Genomic DNA, 12,450 nt, shown 5'->3' with positions numbered 1-12,450 from the left:
CGTGGCTCCGGATATTGTCTGGGACTTCCGCCTGCCGCGCGTGAAATCGATCAGTGCTTCAGGTCATAAATTTGGTCTGGCTCCGCTCGGCTGCGGCTGGGTTATCTGGCGTGATGAAGAAGCACTGCCAAAAGAACTGGTGTTCAACGTTGACTATCTCGGCGGTCAGATTGGGACTTTCGCTATCAACTTCTCTCGCCCTGCCGGTCAGGTAATTGCGCAATACTATGAATTCCTGCGCCTTGGTCGCGAAGGCTACACCAAAGTACAAAACGCCTCTTACCAGGTCGCCACTTACCTGGCGGATGAAATCGCTAAACTGGGACCGTATGAGTTCATCTGTACAGGTCGCCCGGACGAAGGTATCCCAGCGGTCTGCTTCAAACTGAAAGACGGGGAAAATACGGGATACACCCTGTATGACCTCTCTGAACGTCTGCGTCTGCGCGGCTGGCAGGTTCCGGCCTTTACCCTCGGCGGTGAAGCCACCGACATTGTGGTGATGCGTATTATGTGCCGTCGTGGTTTCGAAATGGACTTCGCTGAACTGTTGCTGGAAGACTACAAAGCCTCCCTGAAATATCTCAGCGATCACCCGAAACTGCAGGGTATTGCCCAGCAGAACAGCTTTAAACATACCTGATAACGTTTAAGTGGTAACGGTGTCCCGGAACGCTCTCGTTTCGGGACAAATTCCAAAGTCTGTTCACTGGCATTAGCAATGGAAAATATTGCTCTGAATACGCTTCAGAACAAGACAGGCGCGGTTCCGACAGGAATACCGTTTTAGGGGGAAAATATGGCTACATCAGTACAGACAGGTAAAGCTAAGCAGCTAACATTACTTGGGTTCTTCGCTATTACGGCATCGATGGTAATGGCTGTTTATGAATACCCTACCTTTGCAACATCCGGTTTTTCATTAGTTTTCTTCCTGCTATTAGGCGGGATTTTATGGTTTATCCCCGTTGGACTCTGTGCTGCGGAAATGGCTACCGTGGACGGTTGGGAGGAAGGCGGCGTTTTCGCCTGGGTATCGAATACCCTGGGGTTAAAATGGGGATTTGCAGCGATCTCATTTGGTTATTTGCAAATCGCTATCGGCTTTATTCCGATGCTCTATTTCGTGTTAGGGGCACTCTCCTACATTCTTAAATGGCCAGCACTGAATGAAGACCCGGTAACAAAAACCATTGCGGCACTCATCATTCTTTGGGTTCTGGCATTAACTCAGTTTGGCGGTACTAAATATACAGCGCGAATTGCTAAAGTCGGCTTCTTTGCCGGTATCCTGTTACCCGCATTTATTTTGATTGCATTAGCGGCGATTTACCTGCACTCCGGTGCGCCAGTTGCTATCGAAATGGATGCAAAAACCTTCTTCCCGGATTTCTCTAAAGTTGGCACCCTGGTTGTGTTTGTTGCCTTTATATTGAGTTATATGGGTGTAGAAGCCTCCGCAACCCACGTCAATGAAATGAGCAATCCGGGGCGAGATTATCCGCTGGCAATGTTATTGCTGATGGTGGCGGCAATCTGCTTAAGTTCTGTTGGTGGTTTGTCCATTGCGATGGTCATTCCGGGTAATGAAATCAATCTGTCCGCTGGGGTAATGCAAACCTTTACCGTTCTGATGTCCCATGTGGCACCGGAAATTGAGTGGACGGTTCGCGTGATCTCCGCACTGCTGCTGCTGGGTGTTCTGGCAGAAATCGCCTCCTGGATTGTGGGTCCTTCTCGCGGGATGTATGTCACAGCGCAGAAAAACCTGCTACCTCCAGCGTTCGCCAAAATGAACAAAAATGGCGTGCCGGTCACTCTGGTTATTTCTCAGCTAGTGATTACCTCTATCGCCTTGATTATCCTCACCAATACCGGTGGTGGTAACAACATGTCCTTCCTGATCGCACTGGCGCTGACGGTGGTGATTTATCTGTGTGCTTATTTCATGCTGTTTATTGGCTACATTGTGTTAGTCCTTAAACATCCTGACTTAAAACGCACATTTAATATCCCTGGTGGTAAAGGCGTGAAACTGGTTGTGGCTATTGTCGGCCTGCTGACCTCAATCATGGCGTTTATTGTTTCCTTCCTGCCGCCGGATAATATCCAGGGTGACTCTACCGATATGTATGTCGAATTACTGGTCGTTAGCTTCCTGGTGGTACTTGCCCTGCCCTTTATTCTCTATGCCATCCACGATCGTAAAGGCAAAGCGAATACCGGTGTGACACTGGAGCCAATTAACAGCCAGAACGCACCGAAAGGTCACTTCTTCCTGCATCCACGTGCTCGTTCACCGCACTATATTGTGATGAACGATAAGAAACATTAACCATCTCTGAAGGGGATAAGACAAGGGAGCGATAGTTAATCGCTCCCTTTTTCGTACCTGTTATCGTATTGACTTGCCCCAGATAAGTACGAGAATGAGCAACACATCTGTTTACCGGAAACCAGCATATATGGATATCTGCTCCCGAAACGTGAAATTAACGATCAAAAAGCCAGCCACACTCGTTGCTCTGGCTCTTTTACTGTGTAGTTGTAAGACCACACCGCCAACGCCAATAACTACACCACCAGCAGGTTCAAAATCACCAGCGACAACACATCAACCAGCGCAGCCGATGCGAGGTATCTGGCTGGCTACTGTCTCTCGCCTCGACTGGCCCCCCGTTTCCTCGGTTAATATCAGTAACCCCACCAGCCGAGCACGCGCACAACAACAGGCGATGATTGACAAGTTAGATCATCTACAACGTCTCGGCATAAATACGGTCTTTTTCCAGGTAAAGCCCGATGGTACAGCCCTTTGGCCATCGAAAATTTTACCGTGGTCCGATCTTCTGACCGGCAAGATTGGTGAAGATCCAGGTTACGATCCGCTGCAATTTATGCTCGACGAAGCCCACAAGCGTGGGATGAAAGTGCACGCATGGTTTAATCCCTACCGCGTGTCGGTTAATACAAAACCCGGAACTATCAGGGAATTGAATAGCACCCTGTCACAGCAACCAGCCAGTGTCTACGTGCAGCATCGCGACTGGATCAGAACATCGGGCGACCGTTTTGTTCTCGACCCTGGTATCCCTGAGGTTCAGGATTGGATCACATCAATAGTTGCGGAAGTGGTTTCCCGTTATCCGATAGATGGCGTGCAGTTCGACGATTATTTCTATACTGAATCACCGGGTTCGCTGCTGAACGATAACGAGACGTACCGCAAATATGGGAGAGCTTTTGCATCAAAAGCAGACTGGCGGCGCAACAATACCCAGCAGTTAATTGCAAAGGTATCGCACACCATCAAAAGCATTAAGCCAGAGGTTGAATTTGGCGTTAGCCCGGCTGGCGTCTGGCGCAACCGATCACACGATCCGCTCGGTTCCGATACACGAGGCGCAGCAGCCTATGACGAATCCTATGCAGATACCCGCCGTTGGGTAGAACATGGTTTACTGGATTATATTGCCCCACAAATTTACTGGCCTTTCTCACGTAGCGCAGCACGCTATGACGTACTGGCAAAATGGTGGGCAGATGTCGTCAAACCGACCAAAACCCGGCTATATATCGGCGTTGCCTTCTATAAAGTGGGTGAACCCTCAAAGATAGAACCTGACTGGATGGTTAACGGCGGCGTGCCAGAACTAAAAAAGCAGCTTGATCTTAACGATGCTGTACCCGAAATTAGCGGCACGATTCTGTTCCGCGAAGATTACCTTAATAAGCCACAGACCCAACAAGCCGTTAGTTATCTGCAAAGTCGTTGGGGTAGTTAAACGCCCTCTTTTACTGTGTCATGCCGGTGATGTAAGCACCGGCTTGTCACCCTGCAAAATGCCGTAACCTCTTAAATAAAATTATCTCCATATAAGCAAATTGCTACAATCCTCTGATTAATTAGTATCAACATGAAAAACAATACGATATTCGTCACCACCGAAAAATAATCACGATGGGCTATACTCTTCAGAAGAACAGTAGCGTAGATTAAAACTGTCTAATCCGTTTATTTCTTTTCATTATATCCTCATATTTCAGGAGAATATGGTGCGATAAGTCTGTCCAGTATGTTGCGTTTCGTTTTTCGATCCCATCTGCCTTTCCAGTCGTATAAGGGGCTGAATTATGGAGATGTACTTTAAAAGAATGAAAGATGAGTGGACTGGATTAGTTACCCAGGCTTCCCCTCTCATTCGCGCTAAAGCCGCAGAAATTGCTGTTGCACATGCCCATTACCTGAGCAATGAGTTTTATCGTATTGTACGCACAGACCCACATGCCGAAGAGTTTTTGAGTAACGAACAGGTTGAAAGGCAGCTTAAAAGTGCTCTGGAAACATGGATTATCGATGTGCTCTCTGCGCAAGCGGACGATGTTGATAGGCTTATACAAATCCAACATACCGTGGCCGAAGTACATGCCCGTATTGGCATTCCCGTAGAAATCGTTGAGATGGGTTTTCGTGTATTGAAGAAAATCCTCTATCCAGCGATATTTTCCTCTGATTATTCGCCAGCGGATAAACTTCAGGTTTATCATTTTTCGATTAACAGTATTGATATAGCCATGGAAGTTATGACCCGGGCGTTTACCTTTAGCGACAGTAGTGCGGCTAAAGAAGACGAGAATTATCGTATCTTCTCACTACTTGAAAATGCCGAAGAAGAAAAAGAACGGCAAATAGCCTCATTACTTTCATGGGAATTAGATGTTATTTATAAAGTCCTGTTGGATTCTGATTTAGGCAGCAGCTTACCGTTAAGCCAGGCTGATTTTGGCTTATGGTTTAACCATAAAGGTCGGCATTATTTTAGCGGTATTGCCGAAGTCGGTCATATCTCCCGCCTTATTCAGGATTTCGACGGGGTTTTTAATCAGACAATACTCCATGCCAAGAATCTGAGTAACAAAAGTCTGCGAGTGAAGTTTTTATTGCAGATACGAAATACCGTATCGCAAATTACAACCTTATTGCGAGAACTGTTTGAAGAAGTTTCTCGCCATGAAGTGGGAATGGATGTGTTGACTAAGCTACTTAACCGCCGTTTCCTGCCGACTATCTTCAAACGTGAAATTGCCCATGCCAATCGGGCTGGCACGCCGTTATCTGTTCTCATCATCGATGTTGATAAATTCAAAGAGATCAATGATACATGGGGACATAACACCGGCGACGAAATTCTGCGTAAAGTCTCGCAGGCGTTTTACGACAACGTCCGTAGTAGTGATTATGTTTTCCGCTACGGTGGTGATGAATTTATCATTGTACTGACGGAAGCCTCAGAAACTGACACTTTACGTACCGCAGAACGTATTCGCAGTCGGGTAGAAAAAACCAAACTGAAAGCTGCAAACGGCGAAGATATTTACCTCTCTCTGTCCATTGGTGCCGCCATGTTTAATGGACATCCGGATTATGAACGTTTAATTCAAATAGCTGACGAAGCTCTGTATATCGCCAAAAGACGAGGTAGAAACCGTGTTGAACTCTGGAAAGCCAGTCTTTAGATTCACCCGGATGCAGAGGTAATCATGAAGCTAACCGATGCAGAAAATGCCGCTGACGGCATTTTTTTCCCCGCGCTTGAGCAAAATATGATGGGCGCGGTGTTAATCAACGAAAATGATGAAGTCATGTTTTTCAACCCCGCTGCAGAGAAGCTTTGGGGATATAAACGCGAAGAGGTCATTGGCAATAACATCGATATGCTGATTCCCCATAATTTGCGCTCTGCACACCCTGAATACATCCGGCATAACCGCGAAGGTGGTAAAGCGCGTGTCGAAGGAATGAGCCGGGAATTGCAGCTGGAGAAAAAAGATGGCAGTAAAATATGGACACGATTTGCCCTGTCAAAAGTGACTGCCGAGGGGAAAATTTATTACCTGGCGCTGGTGCGAGATGCCAGCGTTGAAATGGCGCAGAAAGAACAGACCCGGCAGTTGCTCATTGCCGTGGATCATCTCGACCGACCTGTGATTGTGCTTGATCCTGAGCGTCATATCGTTCAGTGCAATCGCGCGTTTACAGAAATGTTCGGCTATTGCATCAGCGAAGCCAGCGGTATGCAGCCCGATGCGCTGCTTAACATTCCTGAATACCCGACAGATAACCGCATCCGCTTACAGCAGCTTTTGTGGAAAACCTCCCGCGATCAAGATGAATTTTTGCTATTAACGCGCACGGGTGAAAATATCTGGATTAAAGCGTCTATCAGTCCGGTCTATGACGTGCTTGCTCATCTACAAAATCTGGTAATGACCTTCTCAGATATCACCGAAGAACGGCAAATCCGCCAGCTGGAAGGCAACATCCTCGCCGCCATGTGCAGCAGCCCGCCGTTTCACGAAATGGGGGAAATCATTTGCCGTAATATTGAAGCCATTCTTCATGAATCGCATGTGTCGCTGTATGCATTGCGTAATGGGATGCCAGTGCATTGGGCGTCGTCCTCTCATGGGACAGAAGTAAAGAATGCACAAAGCTGGGCTGTTACCATTCGCCAGCGCGATGGCGCACCAGCGGGAGTTCTGCAAATCAAGACGTCTGCAGGGACAGAAACCAGTGCATTTGTCGAACGCGTGGCAGACATCAGCCAGCATATGGCCGCACTGGCGCTGGAACAGGAGAAAAGCCGCCAGCACATCGAACAGCTAATCCAGTTTGATCCGATGACCGGTCTGCCAAATCGCAATAATCTGCACAATTACCTCGATGACCTTGTCGATAGAGCTGTATCTCCGGTGGTTTATCTTATTGGCGTCGACCATATTCAGGATGTGATCGACAGCCTCGGCTATGCGTGGGCCGATCAGGCATTGTTAGAAGTCGTTAATCGCTTTCGCGAAAAACTCAAACCCGACCAGTATCTTTGCCGCGTTGAAGGTGCACAGTTTGTCCTCATTAGTCTGGAGGATGAAGTCAGCAACATTACCCAAATCGCTGATGAGCTACGCAACGTCGTTAGCAAACCGGTCATCATTGACAATCAGCCTTTTCCTTTAACCTTAAGTATTGGTATCAGTTACGACGTTGGCAAAAACCGTGACTACCTGCTTTCTACCGCCCACAATGCGATGGATTTCATTCGCAAAAACGGCGGTAACGGCTGGCAGTTCTTTAGCCCGACAATGAACGAGATGGTTAAAGAGCGGTTGATATTAGGTGCGGCGCTGAAAGAAGCAATCAGCAACAACCAGTTGAAGCTGGTTTACCAGCCGCAGATCTTCGCCGAAACGGGTGAACTGTATGGTATTGAAGCTCTTGCTCGCTGGTATGACCCGCAGCATGGACATGTTCCCCCTTCCCGGTTTATTCCCCTCGCAGAAGAGATTGGTGAAATTGAAAATATTGGTCGTTGGGTAATTGCTGAGGCCTGTCGCCAGTTAGCAGAATGGCGAAGCCAGAATATTCATATCCCGGCGTTATCCGTAAACTTATCTGCGCTTCATTTTCGCAGTAATCAGCTACCCAATCAGGTTTGCGATGCGATGGAAGCCTGGCAGATTGACGGCCACCAGCTGACGGTGGAAATCACTGAAAGCATGATGATGGAACACGATACGGAGATCTTTAAACGCATCCAGATCCTGCGGGATATGGGCGTAGGTTTATCTGTCGACGATTTCGGCACAGGCTTTTCCGGCCTGTCACGCTTAGTCAGCCTGCCGGTAACGGAAATTAAAATCGATAAAAGTTTTGTCGATCGTTGCCTGAGCGAAAAACGCATCCGTGCCTTATTAGAAGCCATTACCAGCATTGGGCAAAGCCTGAACTTAACCGTAGTGGCAGAAGGTGTGGAAACGAAAGAACAGTTTGAGATGTTACGCAAGATCCACTGCCCCGTGATTCAGGGTTATTTCTTCTCACGTCCTTTGCCCGCTGAGGAGATCCCTGGCTGGATGTCTACTACGCTACCGCTTCAAATCGACGCTTAGAACATCTTGCCCGCGCAGGCGGGCAAGATTTCATGTATTCATATTCCGCCATTCGCCCGACGCTATATTAAAATTTGTACTGAATGCCCGCGCCAATAATGTAATTATAGTTTTGCATCCCTGGCGAATCTTTCTCTTTTACGCTTTCACCCTTGTCTTTATAAGAAATTACTGTGTTACCAATATCATTAGAGAATCTACTCCATGATATTTCTGTGAAAATCCGCGCCTGTGAGTTAATGTTATACCCCGCATTAATAAGACCTGAATAATATTTTTGGTTGGATACTTTATCTTTAAATGTAATGTTGCGCAAATAATGCTGATCTGTTCCTTTCCCTTCTCCCCAGGCGCTATATTTAAATTGAGCAATAATATCAAAATCATGATAGACATATTTACCAGAAAGACCTAAATAAGGCGCACTGAATTTTTGTTGGTAGCCAATAACTCTTTGGTCATGAGGAATATCTCCAGTGTCGGCACCATTATCATAACTATAGTAACCTCCTTTCGCCAGCCAACTGAAACGCGTCTCCTGATAGCCTAACATAGCGCCGAGTTGGTAACTCGGATCCGTTAAAAACCAACCTGTCATATTGAGATCAAACTGATTTGCAAAATTCAACCGCGTTGCCGGGTGATGTGACCAATCGCTCCAGTGGTGCTGCCCCGGCTCCAGCCAGTCATAATCATCCATTAGCGTACCGGCAGACGCAATCGTCGTCCAGCCTTTAGCATTAAGCGTCAGCCATGAGATTGCATCCCAGGTTAGCCCCATTTTAATAATGGGGGTATTTTGAATTTTCCAGTCCAGTTGGCTAAGTTTACCGCCATCGCTATAAACAAACTCACCTGACTCACCATTCAGAAATGAAAGAGAAGCATCACCAAAAACATTGTCAGATAAGAAATTAAATTCTGAAGATGCGCTTGCATACTGACTTAGAGAAATTAAAGCAATAGCAAAAGAGACCTTTTTCATCAACATAGTTTCATCCTTATTAAACAATGTTAATTAGCTCATTAATTAAATTTAATTAATTCAAATTAATTAAATCAACTGAATCTTACAATGCCATAAATGTTTCTCACCATCAAACAGAGAACATAAATAAACAGAGTTTTACTGTTATTCTGAACGAAATAGGAGTTTACAACCTGATGCAATAATGATTGTTCGGGAACAGGCGGGAATAACGAAAAGAATGACGATGCAGTTTAAATGCGAGATTTCATTGAGATAAGCAGAAAATATTGGTGTAAATGCTTGCCGGATGACAACATCATCCGGCGAGTACTTATGCTTTCAACTGGTAATCCAGCGTAATTTCCGCTTTCAGTACCTGAGAAACCGGGCATCCGGCTTTTGCTTTCTGAATAATGCCGTCAAAGGTTGAGGCATCAATACCCGGTACGGCAACTTCACTCTTCAGTGCGATTTTGGTAATCGCGAAACCAGCATCGACTTTATCCAGCGATACATCGGCAGTGGTATCAATCGATGTTGGCGTGAATCCCGCTTCCCCCAGCATTAATGAAAGTGCCATCGAGAAACAAGCGGCATGTGCCGCGCCAATCAATTCTTCAGGGTTGGTTCCTTTTTCGCCTTCAAAACGCGTGTTAAACCCATACGGCTGTTGGTTCAGCACGCCGCTCTCGGTGGATACTGTTCCCTTCCCGCGTTTGATATCGCCTTCCCAGTGTGCCTGACCTTTCTTATGGATTGTCATTGTTGCTCTCCTGTGGGCTTAAAAAGGAAATTATAGACTACGTGAGAAACAGTACGAGGATAAGCAGGATATTCCGAATAAAATCCCGCGAAAATATTACCTCCGAACTTAAATGAAATTACCACAACAGAAGGCGGGGAATATATGGTTTAAAAGATATTGCAGCAATATCAAGCAACGAATGCCAATAACAATAGTCATGAATATCATGCGGTTAAAATATAAAACACATCAACCAGGACTAATCTTAACAACGAAGCGGCAAATATTTGCCATGCTGAATGTGCTTTATAAATCTGCGATCCGTAGCAGACACCATAAATACACAGACACGGAGAATCACTATGTTTACTTATTATCAGGCAGAAAATTCAACAGCAGAACCCGCTCTGGTTAATGCCATTGAGCAAGGCCTTCGGGCAGAGCACGGTGTTGTCACTGAAGATGACATTCTCATGGAGCTGACCAAATGGGTGGAAGCTTCTGATAACGACATCCTCAGTGATATCTACCAGCAAACGATCAATTATGTGGTCAGTGGCCAGCACCCTACGCTTTAAGCTGCTATGCTTGATCGGCAACCTAATTTAGGGGTTTAGCACGTGTTTCTTCGCTACGGCGATGTTGTCCTTAAAACTAGCAACAGGATTGAGGAGTACAAATGAAATCGAACCGTCAGGCACGTCATATTCTTGGACTGGATCATAAAATTTCTAACCAGCGCAAAATAGTTACCGAAGGTGACAAATCCAGCGTGGTAAATAACCCAACCGGCAGAAAACGCCCCGCTGAAAAGTAATCCTTAACAATCAGTCCTCAATGACGATTAAACACCATTGCCTGCGCAATGGTGTTTTTGTTTTTATCTGCTTTATACTTGGGGGCGACGCCCTGGCGGTAAAGCAAAGACGATAAAAACCCCAGGGATGGATATTCAAAAAAGAGTGAGTGACATGGAACCAAAAACAAAAAAACAGCGTTCGCTTTATATTCCTTACGCTGGCCCTGTACTGCTGGAATTTCCGTTGTTGAATAAAGGCAGCGCCTTCAGCATGGAAGAACGCCGTAACTTCAACCTGCTAGGGTTACTGCCGGAAGTGGTCGAAACCATCGAAGAACAAGCGGAGCGTGCATGGATCCAGTATCAGGGATTCAAAACCGAAATCGACAAGCACATCTACCTGCGTAACATCCAGGACACTAACGAAACCCTCTTCTACCGACTGGTAAACAATCATCTTGATGAGATGATGCCCGTTATTTATACCCCGACCGTTGGCGCAGCCTGTGAGCGTTTTTCTGAGATCTACCGCCGTTCGCGCGGCGTGTTTATCTCTTACCAGAACCGCCACAATATGGACGACATTCTGCAAAACGTGCCGAATCACAACATTAAAGTGATTGTGGTGACGGATGGCGAACGTATCTTGGGTCTTGGTGACCAGGGCATCGGCGGGATGGGTATTCCGATCGGTAAACTGTCGCTCTATACCGCCTGTGGCGGCATCAGCCCGGCGTATACTCTTCCGGTGGTGCTGGACGTCGGCACCAACAACCAGCAACTGCTTAACGACCCGTTGTATATGGGCTGGCGTAATCCGCGCATCACTGACGATGAATACTATGAATTCGTTGACGAATTTATCCAGGCAGTGAAGCAACGCTGGCCAAACGTGTTGCTGCAGTTTGAAGACTTTGCACAAAAAAATGCGATGCCGTTGCTTAACCGCTATCGCCATGAAATTTGTTCTTTTAACGATGACATTCAGGGCACCGCAGCGGTAACGGTCGGCACACTGATCGCAGCCAGCCGCGCAGCAGGTGGTCAGTTAAGCGAGAAAAAGATTGTCTTCCTCGGCGCCGGTTCAGCGGGATGCGGCATTGCCGAAATGATTATCGCCCAGACCCAGCGCGAAGGATTAAGCGAAGAAGCGGCGCGGCAGAAAGTCTTTATGGTCGATCGCTTTGGCCTGCTGACGGACAAGATGCCGAACCTGCTGCCTTTCCAGACCAAACTGGTGCAGAAACGCGAAAACCTCAGTGACTGGGATACCGACAGCGATGTGCTGTCACTGCTGGATGTGGTGCGCAATGTAAAACCAGATATTCTGATTGGCGTCTCAGGACAGACCGGGCTGTTTACGGAAGAGATCATCCGTGAGATGCATAAACACTGTCCGCGTCCGATCGTGATGCCGCTGTCTAACCCGACTTCACGCGTGGAAGCCACACCGCAGGACATTATCGCCTGGACCGAAGGTAACGCGCTGGTCGCCACCGGTAGCCCGTTTAATCCAGTGGTATGGAAAGATAAAATCTACCCTATCGCCCAGTGCAACAACGCCTTTATTTTCCCTGGCATCGGGCTGGGCGTTATTGCTTCCGGCGCGTCACGCATCACCGATGAGATGCTGATGTCGGCAAGTGAAACGCTTGCTCAGTATTCGCCGCTGGTGCTGAACGGCGAAGGTCTGGTACTGCCGGAACTGAAAGACATCCAGAAAGTCTCCCGCGCAATTGCGTTTGCGGTTGGCAAAATGGCGCAGCAGCAAGGCGTGGCGGTGAAAACGTCTGCCGAAGCTTTGCAACAAGCCATTGACGATAATTTCTGGCAAGCCGAATACCGCGATTACCGCCGTACCTCCATCTAAGCCTGCGCCCGGTAGTGAAGGCTACCGGGCAATTTTCCTCTCCCTTTTTCAGATCTCATCCATACTGGGTAGTGGCAAATAAATCTCATTTGCCTCACCTGCTATGCAGAACATCATCC

At 47.1% G+C, this 12,450-nt stretch carries 10 protein-coding genes; 8 read left to right on the top strand and 2 right to left on the bottom strand.

What is annotated here, in order from left to right; all coding sequences use genetic code 11:
* From A7098_RS13515 to dosP, 5 genes are all read left to right on the top strand, one after another.
* On the top strand, positions 1 to 643 hold a 643-nt coding region (locus tag A7098_RS13515; RefSeq protein ID WP_301005542.1), incomplete at its 5' end, for a pyridoxal-dependent decarboxylase.
* Between the two features lie 156 nt (positions 644 to 799).
* A complete protein-coding gene (gene gadC, locus A7098_RS13510; protein WP_000246004.1) occupies positions 800 to 2,335 on the top strand; it encodes an acid resistance gamma-aminobutyrate antiporter GadC in 1,536 nt (511 codons plus the stop codon).
* 130 nt (positions 2,336 to 2,465) lie between these two features.
* The gene (locus A7098_RS13505) at positions 2,466 to 3,785 is read left to right on the top strand and encodes a glycoside hydrolase family 10 protein (protein WP_105280943.1); all 1,320 of its coding nucleotides are present in this window, start codon (positions 2,466 to 2,468) and stop codon (positions 3,783 to 3,785) included.
* 349 nt (positions 3,786 to 4,134) lie between these two features.
* Complete coding sequence (locus A7098_RS13500; protein WP_000426303.1) at positions 4,135 to 5,517, top strand: diguanylate cyclase; 1,383 nt, start codon at positions 4,135 to 4,137, stop codon at positions 5,515 to 5,517.
* Positions 5,518 to 5,541: 24 nt separating this feature from the next.
* A complete protein-coding gene (gene dosP / locus A7098_RS13495) occupies positions 5,542 to 7,947 on the top strand; it encodes an oxygen-sensing cyclic-di-GMP phosphodiesterase DosP (RefSeq protein ID WP_105280942.1) in 2,406 nt (801 codons plus the stop codon).
* Positions 7,948 to 8,014: 67 nt separating this feature from the next.
* Here dosP and A7098_RS13490 read toward each other — a convergent pair whose 3' ends face one another.
* Together A7098_RS13490 and osmC are read right to left on the bottom strand one after the other, a co-directional pair.
* Positions 8,015 to 8,938, bottom strand: a complete 924-nt coding sequence (locus A7098_RS13490; protein WP_000928773.1) for an omptin family outer membrane protease — start codon at positions 8,936 to 8,938, stop codon at positions 8,015 to 8,017.
* A 310-nt stretch (positions 8,939 to 9,248) separates the two neighbouring features.
* Positions 9,249 to 9,680 carry a peroxiredoxin OsmC gene (osmC, locus tag A7098_RS13485; RefSeq protein WP_000152304.1) on the bottom strand — a complete coding sequence of 144 codons (432 nt, stop codon included), beginning with the start codon at positions 9,678 to 9,680 and terminating at the stop codon, positions 9,249 to 9,251.
* Positions 9,681 to 10,024: 344 nt separating this feature from the next.
* Between osmC and bdm the strand changes: the two genes are divergently transcribed.
* From bdm to maeA, 3 genes are all read left to right on the top strand, one after another.
* Complete coding sequence (gene bdm / locus A7098_RS13475; RefSeq protein ID WP_000495766.1) at positions 10,025 to 10,240, top strand: biofilm-dependent modulation protein; 216 nt, start codon at positions 10,025 to 10,027, stop codon at positions 10,238 to 10,240.
* A 101-nt stretch (positions 10,241 to 10,341) separates the two neighbouring features.
* Positions 10,342 to 10,479, top strand: a complete 138-nt coding sequence (gene sra, locus A7098_RS13470) for a stationary-phase-induced ribosome-associated protein (protein ID WP_000841554.1) — start codon at positions 10,342 to 10,344, stop codon at positions 10,477 to 10,479.
* A gap of 154 nt (positions 10,480 to 10,633) precedes the next feature.
* Positions 10,634 to 12,331 carry a malate dehydrogenase gene (gene maeA / locus A7098_RS13465; RefSeq protein WP_000433478.1) on the top strand — a complete coding sequence of 566 codons (1,698 nt, stop codon included), beginning with the start codon at positions 10,634 to 10,636 and terminating at the stop codon, positions 12,329 to 12,331.
* Positions 12,332 to 12,450 lie beyond the last annotated feature (119 nt).

Origin of the sequence: Escherichia sp. MOD1-EC7011 (genome assembly GCF_002965005.1) — a bacterium.
GTDB classification, from domain to species: Bacteria; Pseudomonadota; Gammaproteobacteria; order Enterobacterales; family Enterobacteriaceae; genus Escherichia; species Escherichia ruysiae.
The sequence above is the reverse complement of the archived record's forward strand: the minus strand, read 5'-3'. Positions and strand labels throughout refer to the sequence as shown.

Bases quoted from the DNA above. Each gene is read 5' to 3' on its own strand.
- A7098_RS13500 (WP_000426303.1), top strand. From the start codon at position 4,135: ATGGAGATGTACTTTAAAAGAATGAAAGATGAGTGGACTGGATTAGTT.
- dosP (WP_105280942.1), top strand. From the start codon at position 5,542: ATGAAGCTAACCGATGCAGAAAATGCCGCTGACGGCATTTTTTTCCCC.
- sra (WP_000841554.1), top strand. From the start codon at position 10,342: ATGAAATCGAACCGTCAGGCACGTCATATTCTTGGACTGGATCATAAA.
- A7098_RS13490 (WP_000928773.1), bottom strand. From the start codon at position 8,938: ATGTTGATGAAAAAGGTCTCTTTTGCTATTGCTTTAATTTCTCTAAGT.
- A7098_RS13505 (WP_105280943.1), top strand. From the start codon at position 2,466: ATGGATATCTGCTCCCGAAACGTGAAATTAACGATCAAAAAGCCAGCC.
- gadC (WP_000246004.1), top strand. From the start codon at position 800: ATGGCTACATCAGTACAGACAGGTAAAGCTAAGCAGCTAACATTACTT.
- bdm (WP_000495766.1), top strand. From the start codon at position 10,025: ATGTTTACTTATTATCAGGCAGAAAATTCAACAGCAGAACCCGCTCTG.
- osmC (WP_000152304.1), bottom strand. From the start codon at position 9,680: ATGACAATCCATAAGAAAGGTCAGGCACACTGGGAAGGCGATATCAAA.
- maeA (WP_000433478.1), top strand. From the start codon at position 10,634: ATGGAACCAAAAACAAAAAAACAGCGTTCGCTTTATATTCCTTACGCT.